Annotated in this window: 22 protein-coding genes and 1 pseudogene; 8 read left to right on the top strand and 15 right to left on the bottom strand. The window is 58.6% G+C overall.

The window, feature by feature from the left end; genetic code table 11:
* Nucleotides 1-38: 38 nt before the first annotated feature.
* From HQ945_RS11670 to HQ945_RS11630, 9 genes are all read right to left on the bottom strand, one after another.
* The gene (locus HQ945_RS11670) at nucleotides 39-419 is read right to left on the bottom strand and encodes a response regulator transcription factor (protein WP_027233363.1); all 381 of its coding nucleotides are present in this window, start codon (nucleotides 417-419) and stop codon (nucleotides 39-41) included.
* Nucleotides 420-502: 83 nt separating this feature from the next.
* Nucleotides 503-1189 (bottom strand): response regulator transcription factor, encoded by a 687-nt coding sequence (locus HQ945_RS11665; RefSeq protein ID WP_081815995.1) that lies wholly within the window; start codon nucleotides 1187-1189, stop codon nucleotides 503-505.
* A gap of 40 nt (nucleotides 1190-1229) precedes the next feature.
* On the bottom strand, nucleotides 1230-1856 hold the full coding sequence (locus HQ945_RS11660; RefSeq protein WP_175584996.1) for an RrF2 family transcriptional regulator: 627 nt from the start codon (nucleotides 1854-1856) through the stop codon (nucleotides 1230-1232).
* Between the two features lie 115 nt (nucleotides 1857-1971).
* Complete coding sequence (locus HQ945_RS11655) at nucleotides 1972-2724, bottom strand: SDR family oxidoreductase (protein ID WP_113282126.1); 753 nt, start codon at nucleotides 2722-2724, stop codon at nucleotides 1972-1974.
* 23 nt (nucleotides 2725-2747) lie between these two features.
* Complete coding sequence (locus HQ945_RS11650; protein ID WP_113282127.1) at nucleotides 2748-4268, bottom strand: cyclic nucleotide-binding domain-containing protein; 1521 nt, start codon at nucleotides 4266-4268, stop codon at nucleotides 2748-2750.
* Nucleotides 4269-4289: 21 nt separating this feature from the next.
* A complete protein-coding gene (locus tag HQ945_RS11645; protein ID WP_091923748.1) occupies nucleotides 4290-4706 on the bottom strand; it encodes a cupin domain-containing protein in 417 nt (138 codons plus the stop codon).
* A gap of 66 nt (nucleotides 4707-4772) precedes the next feature.
* On the bottom strand, nucleotides 4773-5534 hold the full coding sequence (locus HQ945_RS11640; protein WP_113282129.1) for an SDR family oxidoreductase: 762 nt from the start codon (nucleotides 5532-5534) through the stop codon (nucleotides 4773-4775).
* A 252-nt stretch (nucleotides 5535-5786) separates the two neighbouring features.
* Nucleotides 5787-6068, bottom strand: a complete 282-nt coding sequence (locus HQ945_RS11635; protein ID WP_027233356.1) for a GNAT family N-acetyltransferase — start codon at nucleotides 6066-6068, stop codon at nucleotides 5787-5789.
* Nucleotides 6069-6111: 43 nt separating this feature from the next.
* The gene (locus HQ945_RS11630) at nucleotides 6112-6570 is read right to left on the bottom strand and encodes a carboxymuconolactone decarboxylase family protein (protein WP_027233355.1); all 459 of its coding nucleotides are present in this window, start codon (nucleotides 6568-6570) and stop codon (nucleotides 6112-6114) included.
* Nucleotides 6571-7151: 581 nt separating this feature from the next.
* On the opposite strand from HQ945_RS11630, the gene HQ945_RS11625 reads away from it, so the two are divergent.
* On the top strand, nucleotides 7152-7973 hold the full coding sequence (locus HQ945_RS11625) for an alpha/beta fold hydrolase (protein ID WP_027233354.1): 822 nt from the start codon (nucleotides 7152-7154) through the stop codon (nucleotides 7971-7973).
* 77 nt (nucleotides 7974-8050) lie between these two features.
* Complete coding sequence (locus tag HQ945_RS11620; RefSeq protein ID WP_091944414.1) at nucleotides 8051-8803, top strand: SDR family NAD(P)-dependent oxidoreductase; 753 nt, start codon at nucleotides 8051-8053, stop codon at nucleotides 8801-8803.
* A 120-nt stretch (nucleotides 8804-8923) separates the two neighbouring features.
* On the opposite strand, the gene HQ945_RS11615 is transcribed toward HQ945_RS11620, so the two are convergent.
* Nucleotides 8924-9169 carry a YMGG-like glycine zipper-containing protein gene (locus HQ945_RS11615; protein WP_027233352.1) on the bottom strand — a complete coding sequence of 82 codons (246 nt, stop codon included), beginning with the start codon at nucleotides 9167-9169 and terminating at the stop codon, nucleotides 8924-8926.
* A 518-nt stretch (nucleotides 9170-9687) separates the two neighbouring features.
* Between HQ945_RS11615 and HQ945_RS11610 the strand changes: the two are divergent.
* The 4 genes and pseudogenes from HQ945_RS11610 to HQ945_RS11595 form a co-directional block, all read left to right on the top strand.
* Nucleotides 9688-11235: pseudogene (locus HQ945_RS11610) on the top strand (PAS domain-containing sensor histidine kinase); the annotation flags it as partial.
* The gene (locus tag HQ945_RS11605; protein ID WP_113282130.1) at nucleotides 11232-11897 is read left to right on the top strand and encodes a response regulator transcription factor; all 666 of its coding nucleotides are present in this window, start codon (nucleotides 11232-11234) and stop codon (nucleotides 11895-11897) included. The pseudogene HQ945_RS11610 and the gene HQ945_RS11605, both read left to right, overlap by 4 nt.
* The gene (locus HQ945_RS11600; protein WP_113282131.1) at nucleotides 11876-12253 is read left to right on the top strand and encodes a response regulator transcription factor; all 378 of its coding nucleotides are present in this window, start codon (nucleotides 11876-11878) and stop codon (nucleotides 12251-12253) included. Before HQ945_RS11605 ends, HQ945_RS11600 begins: the two co-directional genes overlap by 22 nt.
* The gene (locus HQ945_RS11595) at nucleotides 12250-13029 is read left to right on the top strand and encodes a response regulator transcription factor (protein ID WP_174208097.1); all 780 of its coding nucleotides are present in this window, start codon (nucleotides 12250-12252) and stop codon (nucleotides 13027-13029) included. The genes HQ945_RS11600 and HQ945_RS11595 overlap by 4 nt, the downstream gene beginning before the upstream one ends.
* 52 nt (nucleotides 13030-13081) lie before the next feature.
* Here the strand turns inward: HQ945_RS11595 and HQ945_RS11590 are convergent, their stop codons facing one another.
* The 4 genes from HQ945_RS11590 to HQ945_RS11575 all read right to left on the bottom strand — a co-directional run bounded on the left by HQ945_RS11590 (nucleotide 13082) and on the right by HQ945_RS11575 (nucleotide 16169).
* A complete protein-coding gene (locus HQ945_RS11590) occupies nucleotides 13082-14278 on the bottom strand; it encodes an MFS transporter (protein ID WP_246272645.1) in 1197 nt (398 codons plus the stop codon).
* 39 nt (nucleotides 14279-14317) lie between these two features.
* Nucleotides 14318-14542 (bottom strand): hypothetical protein, encoded by a 225-nt coding sequence (locus tag HQ945_RS11585; RefSeq protein WP_113282133.1) that lies wholly within the window; start codon nucleotides 14540-14542, stop codon nucleotides 14318-14320.
* Complete coding sequence (locus HQ945_RS11580) at nucleotides 14539-15294, bottom strand: COG4280 domain-containing protein (protein WP_027233348.1); 756 nt, start codon at nucleotides 15292-15294, stop codon at nucleotides 14539-14541. The genes HQ945_RS11585 and HQ945_RS11580 overlap by 4 nt, the downstream gene beginning before the upstream one ends.
* A 341-nt stretch (nucleotides 15295-15635) precedes the next feature.
* Nucleotides 15636-16169, bottom strand: coding sequence for a DUF1003 domain-containing protein (locus tag HQ945_RS11575; RefSeq protein ID WP_027233347.1), 534 nt, complete (start codon nucleotides 16167-16169; stop codon nucleotides 15636-15638).
* 104 nt (nucleotides 16170-16273) lie between these two features.
* Between HQ945_RS11575 and HQ945_RS11570 the strand changes: the two genes are divergently transcribed.
* A complete protein-coding gene (locus HQ945_RS11570) occupies nucleotides 16274-16948 on the top strand; it encodes an HAD-IA family hydrolase (RefSeq protein ID WP_174208096.1) in 675 nt (224 codons plus the stop codon).
* A 48-nt stretch (nucleotides 16949-16996) separates the two neighbouring features.
* On the opposite strand, the gene HQ945_RS11565 is transcribed toward HQ945_RS11570, so the two are convergent.
* On the bottom strand, nucleotides 16997-18871 hold the full coding sequence (locus HQ945_RS11565; RefSeq protein ID WP_174208095.1) for a calcium-binding protein: 1875 nt from the start codon (nucleotides 18869-18871) through the stop codon (nucleotides 16997-16999).
* 291 nt (nucleotides 18872-19162) lie between these two features.
* Here HQ945_RS11565 and HQ945_RS11560 point away from each other — a divergent pair, with 291 nt between their 5' ends.
* Nucleotides 19163-19327, top strand: coding sequence for a hypothetical protein (locus HQ945_RS11560; protein ID WP_153668500.1), 165 nt, complete (start codon nucleotides 19163-19165; stop codon nucleotides 19325-19327).
* Nucleotides 19328-19342 lie beyond the last annotated feature (15 nt).

Genomic DNA, 19342 nt, shown 5'->3' with positions numbered 1-19342 from the left:
TTCAATTCACCGGCTGGCGGTGTCGTTCGTGATCGATCTTACTCCTTCGAACCACGATTGAGGGCGGATATGATGTGCCGATAGAGCACATTGTCGTCGATCGGCTTGTTCAGAAAGGCGATTGCCCCACAGTGAAGCGCCCTCGACCTTGCTGCGGGGTCCGAGTGTGCCGAAATGAAGACGATGGGTAAGCCGGGATCGACCTCGGCAAGCTTCTGCTGCAATTGAAGCCCGCTTATAGCTTTCATGTGAAGGTCTGTGATCAGGCAGTCGAACCGCCCCGGGGCATGCGCTGCCAGGAATGTTTCGGGGCTTTCGAACGCCCGGCACTTGAAGTCGAACACCTCGAGTAATTCCGCCAAGGCCTCGCGGACGCTTGCGTCGTCGTCGACGACTGCAATAACTGGTACTGGGGCCAAAATGAATACTTTCGCGCAACCTACTGTGACAACTCGATTTTAGTATCTGCTGAGTCCCGGTCTCATCACAGCCATACCAAAGACTAGGCCGCATAGTCATTGCGTATGTCCGATGGTATGGACTGCCAGGCGTGCACCAGTTGGGTGACGAACGAGGTTTTCATCTTGCGCATCACGCTGCTTCGGTGGAGCTTGACGGTAATTTCCGATATGTTCAGCTCAAAGGCGATCTGCTTGCTCAAGGCTCCCCGCACCACAGCTTCCATGACTTGCCGTTCGCGCGGCGTGAGCGTCGCGTAGAGCGCGATATTGGCGTCTTTGGTGAGTTGCGCGGCGCGTCTTTCCTTGTCGATTTCGATGGCTTTGTTCACCGCGTCGAGCAACGTCTGTTCGCGCACGGGCTTGGTGAGGAACTCGATCGCCCCCGCCTTCATCGCCTGCACCGTCATCGGTATGTCGCCGTAGCCGGTGAGGAAAATAATGGATGCTGAAATGCCACTTGCGGCAAGGCGCGATTGAAAATCCAGCCCGCTGACGCCAGGCATGCGGACATCGAGTATCATGCAGCCCGGCCGGTCGAGGAGGTCTGCGTCCATCAGCGCCTGCGTCGAGGCGAAACCGGCGGCTTCGATACCGACAGATTCCAGAAGATCGCAAATCGAAAGCCGGAGCGATTCGTCATCGTCGACAACAAGGACGATCGGATTTTGATCGGGATAAGTTGGTTTGGCAGTCACTAAGGTCCCCGTCGAAAGATTCATCTTGTCCATCCAGTGCGTTGCAAGGAGTCAAACTGTTGTTCGTCAACGATCACTCGTTGGTACTGCGCCGTCGCTTTCGTGAACTGTCCCTGACCGCCGAAATGCGGGCAATTTCGCGATTGGATGCGCGGTCATCCAGCCACTGACCGACATTTGGTCCGAAATCAGCGGGGGCCAGCTCGCCGAAACCCATTGCCAGGTCCAGCAAGCTTGTCCGGCTCATTTCATTGCGCATGCTTTTCTCGGCCCGCAGCATGACGGCGTGAACCCCGCAAACGCCACTCGTGATCCAGGTGGGGGCATTGCCGCGGAACAAAACGCAGTTCTTGCGGATATTCCTGCAGTCAAAGACGCCCTTGCCGCCATCGATCGCATCGACAACCTCGAGGACCGTGATGTCCTGCGGCGCCTTGGCGAGCCGGTAACCGCCGCTGATGCCGCTGATCGATGTGACCAGCCCCGCCTTTTCAAGCTTGGGCATGATTCTCGACATCAATGCGGACGGCACGCCCTGCAACTCGGCAAGATCGCGGCTGCTGACCGGCTTCGCACGCGGCTCGATAAGCCAGAGCATGCAGTGAATGCCATACTCAACCGCGGCCCCATACAGACTCACTCGGCCGGCAGCACCGCCGTCTGCCGTTTTCGAGGGTTGTTCAATCCTGGGCTTCTTCATAACACAACCCATACAAGGTTGTGTTATAAATTTCCAGTTGTATTTTGTATAGGTCGAGGCCGATTGGCTCCGATCTCATCAGCGCTTCTTCGAGCGGCTGAAGTGGATTGCCTCGTCAATTCGCCATGGAGCGGTATAGCCAGTCGCCGTAGCGCAGCGAGCCAAGGCGCGATCCCTTCAGCGGAAGAAGCGTGTCGTCGTTAAGTTCGACACCATAGTAGCGCGCTCTGTCATCGCGGATGACCTCGCGCCGGTCTTCATCGGCGGCGAGCTGGACACGCGCAATTTCGTCGAGACCGAACCGTTCAGGTCCGCCTATCTCCACGGTATCGTTGCGCGGCGCTGCCATCGCCAGTTCGGCCAGAATTGCGGCGACATTGTCGGCAGCGATCGGTTGAACGAGGGCCGAGGGGAGCTGGAACTCATCGCCCTTGGCGCTCATCTCGATCACCCCGTTGATGAACTCGAAAAACTGTGTGGAATGCAGGATGGTATAGGGCCTGCGTGCGGCTCGGATAAGATTTTCCTGCACCATTTTCGCGCGGAAATAGTCACTCTCCACCAGGCGAGGCGTTCCGACCACGGAGAGTGCGAGGTAATGGCTGACGCCTGCATCTGCCGCCGCGGCGAGGAGGTTCCGGGTCGATGCCTTGAAGAAGCCCAATGCCGAATCGTCGCCGAACGAGGTGGTGTTGGTGACATCGATGACGACCTCAGCGCCGTTGATCGCTCCCCGCAGGCCTTCTTCCGTCACGCTGTCGACGCCGAGAGAAGGGGATGCGCCCACCACTTCCATGCCTGCTTGCCGAAGTTTTTCGACGAGACGCGTGCCTATGAGGCCGCTTGCTCCCATGACCGTGATTTTCATCGTTGCTTCCTTTCAGAGTTGCGTTAGGGGCCGCCGTTAGGCGCCAGGAATGCAGTTTCCATGGATTTCAGCATTTCGGTCACCGAGCGGCGGTGCGTTCGGTCCCGCGTCGAATGTGCGTCGCGAAGGCCCATTTCAAATCGACCCGCCAGCATCGCCGCAAGATCGCCGGCCATGTCAGGCCGCTCTTCGAAGAGGGGGGCCAAATGCTTCTTGTCCAACTCAAAGATTACTGTTGACGCAATTGCGGTCATGGTTCCGGGTTCTGCGGTTCCGGGAAGTAGAGCATCCTCGCCAAAGAAGTCGCCTGGAGCCAGGCGCATGATCTCGTCTTCGCCGTGCTGACCCTGCCGGGTGAGGAGAAGCACTCCGCGTTGGACAAACATTAACGAACCCAGTGTCTGCCCTTGGCGTGCGACGATCTCGTCTTTTCGGTAAATCCTGCTCGAACCCGCATCGGCCAGGGCCTGTCGCTCTTCGCCCGAAAGTGCTGCGAAGAATGGTACCGATTCGAGAAGTTCCCTGGCGGGCGAGTTTGGCGCGTCAGGGATGGCGGAGCTTGCTCCTCCCAAACTCGGTGACGAGGCGGGGCTCGCCAAGATCAATCCTGCCGAGCGCGTATGACGGTAGACGAGGTCAATCAATTCATTCTTGGCCGAGATACTGTAAGCCAGGCTCGATACGCGGAACAGGAGATCGACCTCGATTGCCGCGGCATCGAGCCCCCGCAAGGCAACCAGCGGAGGCGGATCCCTGACGATCGAATTGCAGCTCAAGAGGACCATCTCCATGCATTCGATGGCTGCTGCGGGCGGTTTGGTCGGCGCTATTCTCAACGACAATGGAATGCCGTGCGTCTCGTTCGGATGGCTGACATTCGTTAGTCCAAGTTTGGCAAGAAAGCCGTTTGGCAGAACCGCGATATTATTGCCGGAGGTCAAGAGGTGGGTTGCGCGCCAATTGCTCTCAACGACGCGACCCTCCGTGCCATCGCTGAGCTTGATCCAGTCGCCGAGGACGAACGGCCGTCCGAGGTTGAGCGCCACTCCGGAGAAGGCATCGCTCAAAGTGTTCTGAAGGGCAAGGCCAAGAATGATCGCAAAGATACCGGATGTTGCAAGCAAGGTGCCGACGGGCACACCGAATACAAATGCGACGATCGACAAAGCGGTGCCGAGATAGATCAGCCCGACAACGATATCCTGGATGAGGCGTGCCTCGCGCGGCGTATGTTCCAGCACGAGAAACAACCTGACAAAGGCAACAAGCGCCCATGCGACATTCATCCACCACACGATTTTGACGAGTGCGAGAACGACCGTCTCGACCGCCGAGCCGCGGCCAGGATCGATGTCATAGGGCAGGATGCCGTTGGCGAGCAGTATTCCTGTCAGCGCTATGAAAAACGCAATCTGCGCAATCAGTTTCAAGATCGAATGACGGCGCACGAGCGCGCGTGTGGCAGCAACACCGGCCAGGGCGACCCAGCCGGCGTTGATGATTGGCGAGGACATCATGTCCGCAATGGTTGGATCGATGTTCATGCCTCACCCTTGGCAACCTGTTTATTCATGGTAGGGCAGCACCAGATCCTTCTCGTCGGTATTGACGACGAATACCGCAAGCAGCTTGGCCGGTTCAGTCGTGCTGGCATTCTCGCTGACAGCATGGCGGTCGCCGGGATATTCCGAAAAGCTTTCGCCCGCCTTGTAGATTTTTGCCGGGCCGTCATTGACCTTGCTCGTGACGGCTCCCTCAAGGACCGTTGCATAGATGAAGGCGGAATCGGGATGGGTATGTGCAGCGGACGATCCGCCCGGACCATACTCGACGAGTACGCCCTTCATGCTCTTGCCCGGCACATTCGGCAGCTCATGTTCGTAGACAAGCGTGACTTTCGATTCCTTGCCGGCATCGTGAGCCAAGGCGCCCGCTGCATTTCCGGCGACGATGATCGCCGATAACAAGATGGTTCTGATCATTTTGGTTTCCCTTCAGCTTGTGGAATTGGAAGGAATCACGGGAAATTCCTTCCCGTTGCTCAATTGCTACTTCGCCGGCGCCAGCTGCGATTGGCGCAGCCAATCTCGGAAGCCGATCTTGCCGATCCGTGCGCCGTCGCCGGGTACGAGCGACTGGTCATTCAGCTCGGACCCGAAGTAGAGCGCATGGGTGTCGGCCTCGACTGTCCGCGGATCGTTGATTTCCTTGAGGTAGTGGGCAACGAGATCGTTCATCCGGACGCGCTCTGGTCCCGCAATCTCGATCATGCCGTTGATCGGTTTTCCGACCGCAACGGCCGCCATCACATCGGCAACGTCATCGGCTGCGATAGGCTGGAAATAGGCCGGTGAAATCCGGGCAACCTTACCTACCGTTCCTGTGTCGGCGATACCCTTGAGGAACTCGAGGAACTGCGTGGAATGCACGATCGTGTAAGGGATCGAAGATTCCTTGATGAGCTTCTCCTGAACGAGCTTGGCCTTGAAGTATCCGTTCTCCGGCAATCGCTCCGTTCCAACGATCGAGAGGGCGATATGGTGCTTTACGCCGGCCTTGGTTTCGGCTGCGAGCAGATTGCGCCCCGACGTCTGAAAAAATTCAAGGACCGCCTTGTCTTCGAAGGAGGGCGAGTTTGCAAGATCGAGCACCACTTCAGCGCCGACCAGGGCCTCCGCCAGCCCTTCGCCGGTAATGGTGTTCACGCCGGTGTTGGGCGAGGCGGCCAGGACATCGTGGCCCTTGCTGCGCAGGCGCGCCGCAGTCTTGGAGCCGATTAGTCCCGTTCCGCCGATAAGAACGATCTTCATGGCAATTCTCCTGTCGAAAGTGAGTGTTCGGATTGGTTGACCGCTTTCGACAATGATTGGAGAGGGAAAATCATTCCATCGTGCACGGGGCCTAGCGCTCTAGTCACCGGGTTTAGGCGACCTATCCGGAAGTTTAGGCAGCCACCCCGCGCCAGCGTTAGCTTCGGTGTTGGGCTGATACCGCAACGAAAAAGCCTTCGCGATGAAGCGAAGGCTTTTTCAGCACTATAGGTCGTGACGGAGCAGTCGGAATCAGCCTGCAACGAGATCACGGTATTCGGGATGATTGGCCGAAAACCTTGCCATGAAAGGGCACTTCAGCACGACTTTCCGTCCGCTCGCACGAATGAGTTCGAACACGCCCGCGGCCAGTTTCGAGGCAATGCCTTGGCCCGAATATTCGAATGGCACTTCGGTATGAATCAATACCACCGCGTTATCCTCAATCCTGTAGTAGGCGGCGGCGATTGCTCCATCGGCAATCGGTATCTCGTAGCGACTGTCAGCAACATTGTCCTTGACGGGATTGCTCATCGATTGTCCCTCTGTGGTCCGGGGTGGCATCTGCAAAGCATGGTCAGGCCGCCGTCGCAGCGTGGACGGGGTGCGCGGCGCGGGCACCAACTTGCAGCCGATTCCAGAGGTTGATCATGCCGATCGCTATCGTGAGATAGGTGAGTTCGCCTTCATTGAACTGGTCTTTCACAAGGGCATAATCCTCATCTGGGGCACCGGTCTTCGCAACCCTGGTCAGGGACTCGGTCCACGCGAGGGCCGCGCGCTCGCGATCGGTGTAGAGCGAAGATTCGCGCCATGCATCGAGCATGAACAACCGCATCTCTGTTTCGCCGCGCGCGCGGGCGTCACTCACGTGCATGTAGATGCAGTAGGCGCAGCCGTTGATCTGGGAAGCGCGCAGCTTGACGAGTTCCCCCAGGCTGGGCTCGAGCCCGCCGGTGGCGAGGACCTTCTCCACTTTGGTAAGAGCTTCAATGAGTTCGGGAGCAGTTTTGAATGGCATGAAGCGGGGCGACATTTCGGGTCCTCCTTAAAAATGATCTGCGCGCCCATCATGACCCTCGCAGGCGCGTTCGCTATCGTACCGGATGGGGAGCGATCCTATTCTTTCGTTCAGGTGAACCATCCCGCAATGCCAGGAGCCGCGCGGCCCTGGTCGCCCGTTTCGGCAAACGATCGCTGATCGAGGCCGATCGCGCCTAACCGAACCGCCGCGACCCTCAATTTCAAACTGCTCAATGTCACCCTCGGTATGAGCCATCCAAACCTATGGATGGGATGCAGGAGCTCGACTCAGCCGCTAATTTTTCAAGTGCGAGCCGTGTTAACCGGACGCGACAGGGATGATGAATGCAGGAGTTTTTCCGGTTTCTTCCTGCAGCCGACGAATTGGCAGGCGAGCATCCAACCTGTCCGGCCCAATCCATCGAGGAGAACTCCATGAAAGAACCCACTCCGATTGAAGCGATCGAAGCATCCCGCCGCGACGTCCTGCTGCTTGCGGCGAGCGCGACAGTCTTTGCTGCCATGCCGTCGACGGCGTTCAGCGCAAAGCGGGTTTCACCTATGACCGCGAACCAGACAGAAAGGAACTACACTATGGGAATGCTGAAAACCAAGGACGGGACAGAAATCTTCTACAAGGATTGGGGAACGGGACAGCCCATCGTCTTCCATCACGGTTGGCCGCTCTCCAGTGACGATTGGGATACGCAGATGCTCTTCTTCCTGGACAAGGGATACCGGGTCATCGCCCATGATCGTCGCGGCCACGGGCGTTCGACCCAAACGGCGACCGGCAATGACATGGATACCTATGCCGATGATTTCGCTCAGCTCGCAAAGGCTCTTGATCTGCGCGATGCCATTCATGTCGGCCATTCGACCGGCGGCGGCGAGGCAGCCCACTATGTGGCGCGTCATGGCAAGGGGCGTGTTGCAAAGCTCGTCCTGATAGGCGCGGTTCCACCAATATTGGTGAAAACTGCAGCTAACCCAAACGGCACCCCGTTGGATGTCTTCGACGGAATGCGCCATCAACTCGCTGCCAACCGTGCGGATTTCTACTGGAATTTTCCCATCCCGTTCTATGGCTTCAACCGCGAGGGGGCGACTTTGTCTGAACCCGTGCGCGCAAACTGGTGGCGGCAGGCAATGATGGGCGGAGCGAAGGCTCAATATGACTGCATAAAAGCCTTCTCCGAAACCGACTTCACCGGCGACCTGAAGGCGATCGATGTTCCGACGCTGGTGATGCATGGCGACGACGACCAGATCGTTCCGGTTGCCGATTCGGCGCTCTTGACCGTGAAGCTTTTGAAGCATGGCACACTGAAGGTCTACGAGGACTTTCCCCATGGCATGTGCACGACCAATGCGGACGTCATCAACCCCGATCTGCTTGCGTTCATAAGAAGCTGAGCGATGCGTCGGCAGCAACCGGGCGTCGCTGCCGACATCAAAGTCGATGATGGGTCGCCAATAATCGAAGGTGTTAGATGGAAAGTTTTCACGACAAGGTTGTCATCATAACTGGTGGCAGCAGCGGCATCGGTTTGGCGGCAGCCAAGCAATTTGCGGCGCAGGGCGCTAAAGTCCTCATTACCGGACGCCGCCCTGGCGTTCTCCAGGAAATCACTGCCGCTAATCCCAACATAGAGGGCCTTGTGGCGGATGCAGCCGATCCGGCAGCAGCACATCAGACGGTCGATGCTGCCATCAGACGTTGGGGACGCCTCGATGTTCTCGTCAACAATGCCGGAGCTGGTGCAATCAGGCCGCTGATCGAGAGCGATGCCGACACCATTTCCAGTGTGTTCGCCGTCAATGTGACGGGACCGCTGCTTCTTGCCGCGGCGGCAGTCCCGCACCTGGCGGAGACCAAAGGCACGATCATCAACATGTCGAGCACATTCGGCAGCAAGGCAGCGGCGGTGCTTTCCATCTATGGATCGAGCAAAGCGGCGGTCGAGCACCTCACCCGTTGCTGGGCACTGGAACTCGCCCCGCAGGGGATACGCGTCAATGCCATCGCTCCGGGGCCGGTGGAATCCGATTTCCTGCGTGATCGCATGAACCTGTCGCCTGAAGAAATCGTTGCGGTCACTGAGCAGGAACGCAAGGCAATCCCGCTCGGCCGGCGCGGGGTGCCGGACGACGTGGCCATGTGGATCGTGCACCTTGCCGATCCGCGCGCCACATGGATGACGGGGCAGGTCATTGCCGTCGACGGGGGCCTTGTTACGACGTAGCCGGAACGGCGGCTTTTCCGGCCCCCAACCCGGGCCCTACGAGTAAGAAGCACCAGGCTACTGCGGCACGAACCCGGTTCAGTGTCGCCATCGCCTGTGTCTCGAGAAAGGGTCGCCCCTCTAACGGCAGCGCGCCGTATAAATGCGGCCGTTCCGGTCTCGGTACTGACAATACCCGTTGCGGAGGTTGCGGACCAAAAGGCCGCCAAGCGCGCCAACGCCCGCGCCAATCAGCGCACCTTTGCCGCCGTCAGCAATACCACCGATTATCGCGCCCGCCGCAGTGCCGACGCTGAGGTCCTTTTCCGTCGTTGTGCAGCCGGCCAACCCCATGATGAGGACGACTGTCAGTACGAACTTTGGCATTGAATATTGGTTCTGCTGAACGCGATTGTCTGGGACCAGATTCATGGTGAGGCTTTCCGTTTTGAAAGGGAACATAATCGGGTGTCACGCTGCGGCGAAGTTTGCCAGCGAAGTTGATATTGGCATATCGCAACACAAAGTCACGCGATTTTAGCGAGGCGCCCTGGTGGGATGAGCCATCGATCTGCCAAGGCAAGTTAACAGCGTCATCAGTCACTTATCTCGGCCTCGTGCAGTAGATCGCTGGCGGCTTGTCGCCGTTTATTCGGCCATATTCATTGACGGGCGCCTCCTTGCTCTGGAGGAACCCCCGCATTTTGTTGTAAAACTTTTGGATCGGACGAAAACGTTTGGTTCGCCACAACCTTCTGCAATCATGGATTTCCATGAGGTGCGATAAGCGTAGTGCTAGATTACACTATCGTATGACGTCGGCAGCTCTGAAATCGATAGTCAATGGTATAGGAAGCGTAGGCGGCCCGATGGTTTTCTTTGTCGGGGAGGAGCAGCCGATTATGCAGATGGAAATTGCCAATCAAATGCAGGCCGAAGAGGCGCTGCGCGATCGGGAGCGCGAGCTTTCCTTGCTCGTTGATATGGTTCCCAGTCACCTCTGGCGCCTTACGCCCGAGGGTGAACCAACATTCTTCAATAGGCGCATGACCGATTTTCTGGGTCTGGACGTTCCAGATACCGACAAACCCGGAATGAGCCGACTGGACGTGCTCATAAGCACGGTGCTGCATCCACAAGACGCAGTGGAGTTTGGCGAAACGCTCCGCAACAGTCTCGCAACCGGCGTCCCCTTTTCCTTGAAGTATCGCCTGCGCCGAACCGACGGGCTCTATCGTTGGATGTCAAGCCGCGCCGAGCCGCTTCGCGACCACACCGGACGCATCGTTCAATGGTACGGTCTTTGCCATGACATCGACGACCTGGTGACGGCCCAGGAGGCGCTGCACGATCGGGAGCGGGAACTGTCGCTGCTCGTCGACATGGTCCCGAGCAATCTCTGGCGGCTGACCCCGCAGGGAGAGACCACCCTCGTCAACAAACGCATGGCGGACTTCCTCGGGATGGACTTGGATGACACGCAACAACTGGCGGTGGTGTTTGATACTATTTTCCACCCCGACGATGCCGGGGAGGTGGAGGCCGTTCTCGGGAGCTGTCTGCGCACGGGCGAGCGCTTCTCGATGAAGTATCGTCTGCGCCGGTCGGATGGCGTATATCGCTGGATGTCCGGTCGCGCTGAGCCTTTGCGCGATGAGGACGGAAATATTGTCCAGTGGTTCGGCCTCTGTCACGATATCGATGATCAAATGCACGCAGAAGATGCGCTTCGACGCGCATACGACAAGCTCGCCCAGGCGACGCAGGCAGCGAGCCTGGCCGAACTGTCCGCGTCTATCGCGCACGAGGTAAATCAGCCGCTGGCAGCCATCGTCGCCAATTCCCATGCATGTTATCGTTGGCTTTCCGCGACCCCTCCAAACGTCGAACGTGCCAAGATCACGGCCGAGCGCATCACCCGCGATGCGAATTCGGCCGCGGATGTCGTGAGCCGTGTGCGCGCGCTCTTCCGCCGAACGCCGCATGCCAGGTCGCCGGAAGATGTCAACCGGTTGACCAGTGAAGTCTGCCAACTGATGGTCGATGAGGCCGCGGCCAAGAACGTACGCATCAGGACGGAACTTGCCCCCGACCTGCCGTCGGTTGCGCTCGATCGCGTCCAGATACAGCAGGTACTCGTAAACTTGATCCGCAACGGCGTCGAAGCAATAGAGGCCGCGGATGATAGCCAGCATGTGCTGCAAATCCTTTCCTGTTTCGACGGCCCCGACGCCGTTCGGATCGAGGTTCGAGATGACGGAACGGGCTTCAAGGACGCCGAGCGGGTGTTTGAGCCGTTCTTTACGACCAAGCCGCATGGGATGGGTATGGGGCTGGCAATCTGCCGTTCTATCATCGAATCGCACGGGGGCCGCCTCTGGATGGCCAACAACGAGATGCGCGGGGCGACTGTCGCCTTCAAGCTGCCGTTGGCGGCGAGCGAGACGCCATGAACCCGCGCGATGAAATCGTCTTCGTGGTCGATGACGACGCACGCGTACGCGAGGCGCTCGGCGAGCTATTGGAATCGCTCGGATGGCGAACCGAGACCTTTGCTGCGGCCACCGATTATGTCGCCTGTCGGAAGCCGGATCTTCCCGCGTGCCTGATCCTCGATGTCGAACTCCCTGACGTCAACGGCCTGGAATTTCAAAAGCAGCTATCGAGTGACGCGCATCCTCCGATCGTGTTTATCACTGGCCATGGCGATATTCCGTCATCGGTAAGGGCCATTCAGGGTGGGGCGGTCGACTTTCTTGCCAAGCCGGTCGGGGAGGTTGATCTGATCGCGGCAGTGCGGGCGGCGATCCGGCGCGACCGTGAACAACGTACGACGCGCGCCGAACTGGCTGAGCTTATGCGCCGGCTGTCGCAGCTTACGCCGCGCGAGCGAGAAGTATTGCCACTCGTTGTCAGCGGCCTTCTCAACAAGCAGGCGGCAGCGGAACTCGGCATCAGTGAGATTACCCTCGAAATCCACCGCAGCAAGATCATGCACAAGATGGAAGCGGCGTCGCTCGCCGACCTGGTGAGGATCGCCGAGAAGCTGCGCATCCCAGTCACTCATTCCAGACGATCCGGAAGCTCGCGCGAATGTACAACCAGAAGTCTGTAGTTGCGATCGTCGATGACGATCAGCGCCTGCTCGACTCGCTCGAGGATCTCCTCGAATCCGCGGGACATGTCGTGCGGGCGTTTTCGTCCGCCAGGAAACTGTTGGAGAGCAACGCTGCGCATGAAATCGATTGCCTGATTACCGATATCGGCATGCCAGGTATGGATGGCCTTGAACTGCAGCGCTTGATGAAAGACAAACACCCCGACCTGCCTGTGATCCTGATTACTGGCAGGCACGAACTTGCAGAGCAAATGCAGCCCAAACATGGCTGGTTCTTCCGCAAGCCTTTCGACGGGCAAGCGTTGCTTGCAGCGATCGGCGATGCACTGACTGGAAAGGGGACTCCAAAATGAGCATAAGCTATCATGCAAATGTAAGCCTGGGGCATACCGTACCCGATCGATCGCAGACCGTGAGCGATTGGGGCGGGGCGGAGCGTCCATTGGTTATCTTCGTCGATGACGATGCGAAGGTCCGTGAAGCACTCGACGAACTGATGCAGTCGGTTGGCCTCGACACAATCAGCTTCGGTTCGACGCAAGAGTTCCTCGAAGCCGAGCTTTCTGATCGGCCGGGATGCATTGTCGCCGACGTGCGCATGCCGGGCGTGAGCGGTCTCGATCTCCAGCATCGGCTCCTGGAAAGCGGCGATGAAAAGCCGATTATCTTTCTTACCGCCCATGGCGACATCCCGATGTCCGTTCAGGCGATGAAGGCCGGAGCGGTAGACTTCCTCACCAAACCGGTACGCGACCAGACGTTGCTCGATGCCATAGCCGCGGGAATTGACCGCGATGCCAAGCAGCGCGCCCAGGCGCGGATCGTTACCGACCACCTGAGCAAATTTGCGCTGCTCACACCACGCGAGCGTCAGGTGATGCAGGAGGTCGCGATTGGCCGTCTGAACAAACAGATCGCATTCTGCCTTGGCATCAGCGAAATCACCGTAAAACTTCACCGCTGCAACGTCATGCGCAAGATGAAGCTCACATCAGTCGGCGAACTCGTTCACGTCTGGGAGGCGCTGCCTGAAGGCGTGCGCAATTCCGTGGAAGCTCAGCCCTATCCTGCCAAAATTGCGGATGCTGGCCGCCTCGCAATCTCGCATCGACCGGCCATGGCATTTTGAACAATGCGGCGGCGGCTTCGGCAGCGCGTGCGCTCGAACCTGCACGGCAGTTTCAAGCCGGAGCTTCAGTCGTTCCAGTACCAGTCGTTTCGCGAAGGCGGCGATTGACCGCCATCGCCAGCGCCCATGCCCCGGCGGTGATTGCCACGCAAGCCGCGGCGAGTCCGGCGTAGCCCGCGGCCGTGATCGTCGCACCAGCGATCAGCGGGCCTGCTGCGAAGCCAAGCAGATAGGCCGAACCCGCCGCTGCCGCCCAACGGCCGCTGCGGTCAAGTGCTGCTGAAAGACCAAAAAGATACGGGATTGAAAAATAGTAGATCACCACCGACGCGATGAGAGCGACCAGATAGACAATCGCGCTTTGCGAGAAGCAGAGCGCAATTGTGATGATGGCGAAACCGATACAAAACCCTGTGATCGGAATTGCCCGGCCCCAGCGCAAGTTGAGAACGGTGGCGGCACCAGCGCCCAGGAGCCCGATCAGCGATGCGATGGTCAGCGCATAGCTCACTTGCGATGTGTCGAGACCGGCGCGCTCGCCGAGAGGCGCGCTGAAGGTGTAGACCGCAGCGGAAGCCGCCAGATAAAGCACGATGGCCGTGAACGTCATGACGCCGATCAAAGGCGGGGCCGCCACCCCGGCCGCCGAATATCGGTGCACGTTTCGGGCGCGGTCGCTCGGAATGAGGAGCAGCAATGGGGAGAGTGCGAGAGTGACCCCCGCGATAAATGCAAAAATGCCCCGATGTGCGAATGCGGCGGTGAGTTGGCCGCCAATAGCGAAGAGCCCAACGCTTCCAAGCGCCCAGACGACCTGAAAGTAGCCGTAAACCTTATCCGGGTTTCTGCACCGGGAAGCGACAATGGAAAGCGACACAGCGTAGATTGCGCCTTCCCCGACACCCGCGAAGCCGCGAAGAAATGCGAGCGATCCGAGAGAAGTGCTAAAGATCGACGCTCCTTGCGCCAACAGTGTCAAAGCAACGGCGGCGAGGCAGACGCTCCTATAGGAAAACCGGGGCAGAACAGGCGCAATTAGAATCGCAGTGGCAGCAAGGGTTAGGAACTCCACGAAGGCGACAAAGCCTGCGTCACGCTCTGAAAGCGAAAGCCCGTCCATCATTCCGCTGATAAGGAAGGGCGCCATTTGCGGCACCAGTCCGCCGATCACCTGCGCGGCGATCGCACCGACCACGACGGGCCACGAATCGCCCGCTGCTGAAACGTCCCGCATCGCATCAGTTCCCATGGTGCCCTCCCACAAGTGCCACAGGTTGTAGTCATGCCATCAAGTGTCTGACGGCCGCTTCCCTCTGGCGGCGCGCCAGGTGCTTTCTGCCAGAATGAGAATGCATCCGGCAAGCAGCAACAGCCCGCCAGTCAGACCCGGCAGCCCCGCAAATTCCACGGCTGCAGCTATAATAGCGATCAGCAGGATCGACAGCAGCGCCAGTGCGCCGTCGTCGATGAACATGCCGATCAATTCCTTCGACGCGGAGGCGAGAAAGCTCATCGGAATACTGCCTTTACCTGACCTTCGTTATAGCTGCGCAGCAGACGCACTGCCATCAGCGAGAATAGTGCAAGAACGACGAAGATGGCGATGAGCGAAAGATCGGCTCCCGGCCAATGCGCGCCAAGGCCTTCTCCGGTCCAATAAACGCCGAAGGCGGTCAGCAGCAGGCCGACGACGAATTTCAGCGTGTTCTCCGGAACGCGCGCCAGCGGCTTATGCACCGCTGCGCCAATGGCGAGCACCAGCAGGCACGCAGCAGCAGCGCCAAGCGCCGCATAACCGATCATCCCGCGTCCGGCGCCGACGGCTATGACGATGAAGACCACTTCGATGCCTTCGAGCAGGACGGCCTTGAACGCCGCCGTGCCGGCGATGAAGTCAGCGCGGCGCTCGGCGGCCTGACGCTTGAGCAAGTCTGTTTCCTTGGCAAAGGCTTCCGTCTCGTCATGCAGGGCAATGAATCCCGACGCGCGCAGGATCGCCTTGCGCAGCCAGCGCATGCCGAACAGGATCAGCAGCGTGCCGATGACGAACTGCAGCAGTTCCACCGGAATCAGGCCAAGGAGCGGCCCGAGGACTATGACGATCAAAGCAAGGACGACGAGCGCGAGAACCGTGCCGATTATGGCGGGCCGCCAGCTGCGCGATACGCCTACGGCGAGAATGATTGTGAAGGCTTCGACGACCTCGACGAAGGAGCCAAGGAAAGCCGCCGTCATGGTGGAAGCGATTGTCGTGATGTTCGTCATGGAATAAATCGTTCCGTAATCAGAGGTTTAGGCAACGTGGCACTGTAACGGTTGCCGGCGCAACCGCTAGATAGACGCAAAGCCGTGTCAAAAATTTAATCGAATCCATCGACGTGATCCACATTTGCTGCCCGGTGGCGGATCCAGGTCAACGCTCCAGATTGCATGGCTCGCATGCAATTTTGTGCATTGCAATATCCTCGGGTGAACACTATCTTCAAACCGTTGGGTTCTTCTCCTCCCAGAAACCCCAACCCGGAATGTACTGCACCTCCTCCCGCGGTACATTTACAATCAGGACCGCTGCACCTCCTCCCGCAGCGGTCCTTTTCGTTTCTGCCTCATTCCGATTTGTCCGCCGTATCCTGTGACTTGGCCAGTTCCTGCACGGTCTCGGCAAGGGTCACAACTTCCTTTTCGCGCATCTGGTCGATTTTCTGATGCAGGAGTTCGATCTTCTCGTGCAGCAGCTCGATCTCGAGTTCCGCCTTGATGTTTATCTTGTAGTCGTTTTCAGCTTCCTTGCGGTCGATATCCTGCTGCCGGTTCTGGCTCATCATGATGAATGGCGCCGCATAGGCTGCCTGAAACGAGAGAGCAAGATTGAGCAGGATGAAGGGGTAGGGGTCCCAATTGCGCACATATGCCGTGATGTTGAGGATGATCCAGAAGAACAGGATCGTCGTCTGGATGATGATGAACGTCCAGGAACCCATGGTCGCGGCGACCGTGTCGGCGATCTTCTGCCCCGGGGTCAGTTGCGCGCGATCGGCCGGCTTCTCCTTGCGATGTTCACGGCGAACTGCACGCAGATGATGCAGGAGCCTGAGTTCGGCTTCCTGCAATCCCCGCTTCACTTGCTCGACGTTAGGCATGGACGTGCTCCCCTATTCACTGAGACCTGATCGTGGACTGGCAATCAATGACGGAAATGCACTACAACTCAGGCAAAATGATTGCAGTTGAAAGGACGTGCAGAGTGCCAGCAACAGCCGTGTTCGAAAAGAGTTATTCCGCTTTCCTGTTCGACATGGATGGCACCCTCATCAGTTCGACCCTCGCCGCCGAACGGGTCTGGGCGAAGTGGGCCGAAGGTCATGGGATCGACGTCCGCACGTTCCTGCCGACGATGCATGGCGCGCGCGCTGTCGACACGGTGCGCCGGCTCGGCCTGCCGGGCGTCGACCCGGAAGCCGAAGCGTTGAAGATCACGCGGGCCGAGATGGACGACGTCGGCGGCATCTTCGCGCTCAAGGGCGCCGTTGAATTTCTTGGCAAGCTGCCGCAAGCCCAATGGGCCATCGTCACGTCGGCGCCGCTCGATCTTGCCAGGCGGCGTCTTGCGGCGGCGGGTGTTCCGCTTCCGCAGACGATAGTGGCCGCAGAAGATGTCGCAAACGGCAAGCCCAATCCGGATTGCTATCTGCTCGCAGCAAAAAAGCTCGGCGTCGATATCGGCGATTGTCTCGTCTTCGAGGATGCGGTGCCCGGCATCCTGGCCGGCGATGCGGCCGGTGCGGATGTGCTTGTCATCACGGCAACCCACAAGCATGCGCTCGAGACCGCGCATGCCGTGGTGTTCGATTATCGGCATCTCGACGTGGTTGTCGAAGACGACGGGCGGATGTCGCTGCGCAGGGTTGATGTAGCGTAACGCAAGGGCGCCGTCGGGCGCCCTTGTTTGATTTCAAGGTCAGGTCTGTCAGACGTACACGTTGTCCGGCGTCAAATCTTCAAGCGAGGCATTGGCAATGAGGATGCTCGATGTCGAAGCGCCGTCGCCGTCTAGATCGACGAGCACACCGTTCTCCGTCTGGGTGGCGGCGTGCATGAAGTCCTCGAAGGAATGCAAAGTCGAAATAAGGTCGCGCTGGACGATGATAATGTCGCCCTCGGCTCCATTGAAGTCAGTGATGACATCATGGCCCTGTCCGGCGATGCTGTTGAAGATGAAATAGTCCCCGCCGGCCCCGCCCGACAATACGTCATCACCGGTTCCGCCGGTGAGTTCATCATTGCCGTCTTCCCCATAGAGCATGTCGTCGCCATTGCCGCCATGCAGCGTATCGTTGCTGAAGCCGGCGCGCAGCAGATCGTTGCCGTCGCCGCCTTCCAGAAGATCCGCATGGCGTCCGCCGATCAAAACGTCGTCGCCCTGGGCGCCATAGAGCTCGAAATGCTCGACGTTGAAGATGTGCTGGCCTTGCAGCCCGGTGGTGCGCACGTCGATATATCCGCCATCCCGCTCGGTGACCGTGAGCCGCAGAAGGTCGTCGCCTTCACCACCGTCGATGAACGCAAATGAATTGCCTGCGTTGAGAATGTCATCTCCGCTACCGCCATCGAGATAGTCTCCGGCGTTGGGAATGTCGTTCTGCAAGCCCTGTACGCCCGCATAGAGAGTATCGTTGCCAGCGCCACCCTCGAGATGGTCGGCGCCTCGGCCGCCTACCAGAAGATCGTCGCCGTCATTGCCGATGAGCTTGTCGTCATTGTCCGTGCCGACCGCTAGATCGCCGTGCTTACTGCCGTAGAATTCGAGACGCTCTATGCCCGTCGCATACTTCGTGTGTGAAGGATACGCATAGGGGTATTCGGAAGTTGAAAGCTGGATATCGCCGTGATTCCAGGCCTGGTAAACGGCCTTGAAACCGTCGCTGTGGCTCTCATAGCGATCATAATCGGTCACGTTGACGATGAGGGTGTCGAAGCCCGCGCCGCCGGACACCTTCGACAGGCTACTTATTTCGATTGTGTCGTTGCCTTCGCCGGCATTGATGCGGTCGAAACCCCCGCCACCGACAATGGTGTCATTACCCGCGTTGCCGGTCAGGAAGTTGTCGCCCGCATCACCGACGATATGGTCATCGAACTTCGAACCATAAACGCCTTCGAAGCCGATGAGCTGGTCGCCCTCGGCTGCTCCGCCGTGCTGGACGATACGGTTGAGGTCGACATCGATACCCGACTTTGAGCCGGTATATTCGGCAATGTCCTCGGTGCCGGAGCCGCCATCCATGAAATCGGCGCCATCGCCGCCATTGATCACATTATTGCCGGCATCGCCGATCAAACGATCGTTGAAGGCCGAGCCGCTGAGATTCTCGATGCCGTGCAGGCGGTCGCCTTCGGCATCGCCGCCGAACTGCTGGCCCGTGCGGCGGAGGTCGACATCCACAGCTTCGGACGATGTCGTATAGCTCGCCCGATCATGGTCGGTGGTGGAATTGTCGAAAAGGCGGTCGGCTCCTGCGCCCCCGGTAAAAACGTTGTCCTTCGCATTGCCGGTGATGAAATCATCATGGGCCGAGCCCATCACGTTCTCGATATCGATCAGCGTATCGCCGCTGGAATAGCTGAGCCCCGGCGTTACGGCCTGCCGTTCGATCTCAAGGTCGACATTGATGCCAGCCTCCGAGCCGCGATAATCGACTGTGTCGCGTCCTTCGCCGCCATCAATGCGGTCTTCACCGGCGCTGCCGATCAGCCGGTCATTGCCGGCAAGGCCGGACATGGTGTCCTCGTCGGCCGTGCCCTTGAGCACATCGACATTCTCAGAACCTGTGACATTCGCCATTTCCGAACTCCCCACGTTGGATGCTGGCGGCAATCTCAATCAATAAATATACGCAGTCAAATGTTTGAAATTACTTCAATAATCCGAGCAAATTCCCGAAACTGGCGAGTCAGGAACAATGTATTCGTCGGCTATTCGTTGCCCGGTTCAGGATATTCGAAGGAGCATTCGCCCTGCATTTTCGAAGCGACAACCTCAGGTGGACAACACCGATCAACTGAAGGTGATAGTTAATGTCGGATGGAACCAGCCGCCTACATCTACGTTGTTGAGCAAATAACGGAGGCGACAATGAAAGAACATCGGTGGTCGACAATTATCGGAATACTGGCAGGGTTGTCTGTGGGTGCAGGCGTGGGCGAAGCAATGATGGGAAATATATTGCTCGGCCTATTGATCGGTTCGGCCATGGGTGCGTTCATCGGGTCTAACACGCACGTCCATCGCGACTATTGATCCTGTTGCCCAAAG

Source organism: Phyllobacterium pellucidum (genome assembly GCF_013327855.1).
Classification (GTDB): domain Bacteria; phylum Pseudomonadota; class Alphaproteobacteria; order Rhizobiales; family Rhizobiaceae; genus Phyllobacterium; species Phyllobacterium pellucidum.
The sequence above is the reverse complement of the archived record's forward strand: the minus strand, read 5'-3'. Positions and strand labels throughout refer to the sequence as shown.

Bases quoted from the DNA above. Each gene is read 5' to 3' on its own strand.
- HQ945_RS11630 (WP_027233355.1), bottom strand. From the start codon at position 6,570: ATGTCGCCCCGCTTCATGCCATTCAAAACTGCTCCCGAACTCATTGAA.
- HQ945_RS11600 (WP_113282131.1), top strand. From the start codon at position 11,876: ATGTACAACCAGAAGTCTGTAGTTGCGATCGTCGATGACGATCAGCGC.
- HQ945_RS11650 (WP_113282127.1), bottom strand. From the start codon at position 4,268: ATGAACATCGATCCAACCATTGCGGACATGATGTCCTCGCCAATCATC.
- HQ945_RS11615 (WP_027233352.1), bottom strand. From the start codon at position 9,169: ATGCCAAAGTTCGTACTGACAGTCGTCCTCATCATGGGGTTGGCCGGC.
- HQ945_RS11640 (WP_113282129.1), bottom strand. From the start codon at position 5,534: ATGAAGATCGTTCTTATCGGCGGAACGGGACTAATCGGCTCCAAGACT.
- HQ945_RS11590 (WP_246272645.1), bottom strand. From the start codon at position 14,278: ATGGGAACTGATGCGATGCGGGACGTTTCAGCAGCGGGCGATTCGTGG.
- HQ945_RS11635 (WP_027233356.1), bottom strand. From the start codon at position 6,068: ATGAGCAATCCCGTCAAGGACAATGTTGCTGACAGTCGCTACGAGATA.
- HQ945_RS11645 (WP_091923748.1), bottom strand. From the start codon at position 4,706: ATGATCAGAACCATCTTGTTATCGGCGATCATCGTCGCCGGAAATGCA.
- HQ945_RS11580 (WP_027233348.1), bottom strand. From the start codon at position 15,294: ATGACGAACATCACGACAATCGCTTCCACCATGACGGCGGCTTTCCTT.
- HQ945_RS11655 (WP_113282126.1), bottom strand. From the start codon at position 2,724: ATGAAAATCACGGTCATGGGAGCAAGCGGCCTCATAGGCACGCGTCTC.
- HQ945_RS11565 (WP_174208095.1), bottom strand. From the start codon at position 18,871: ATGGCGAATGTCACAGGTTCTGAGAATGTCGATGTGCTCAAGGGCACG.
- HQ945_RS11665 (WP_081815995.1), bottom strand. From the start codon at position 1,189: ATGGACAAGATGAATCTTTCGACGGGGACCTTAGTGACTGCCAAACCA.
- HQ945_RS11575 (WP_027233347.1), bottom strand. From the start codon at position 16,169: ATGCCTAACGTCGAGCAAGTGAAGCGGGGATTGCAGGAAGCCGAACTC.
- HQ945_RS11620 (WP_091944414.1), top strand. From the start codon at position 8,051: ATGGAAAGTTTTCACGACAAGGTTGTCATCATAACTGGTGGCAGCAGC.
- HQ945_RS11605 (WP_113282130.1), top strand. From the start codon at position 11,232: ATGAACCCGCGCGATGAAATCGTCTTCGTGGTCGATGACGACGCACGC.
- HQ945_RS11585 (WP_113282133.1), bottom strand. From the start codon at position 14,542: ATGAGCTTTCTCGCCTCCGCGTCGAAGGAATTGATCGGCATGTTCATC.
- HQ945_RS11595 (WP_174208097.1), top strand. From the start codon at position 12,250: ATGAGCATAAGCTATCATGCAAATGTAAGCCTGGGGCATACCGTACCC.
- HQ945_RS11660 (WP_175584996.1), bottom strand. From the start codon at position 1,856: ATGAAGAAGCCCAGGATTGAACAACCCTCGAAAACGGCAGACGGCGGT.
- HQ945_RS11625 (WP_027233354.1), top strand. From the start codon at position 7,152: ATGGGAATGCTGAAAACCAAGGACGGGACAGAAATCTTCTACAAGGAT.
- HQ945_RS11560 (WP_153668500.1), top strand. From the start codon at position 19,163: ATGAAAGAACATCGGTGGTCGACAATTATCGGAATACTGGCAGGGTTG.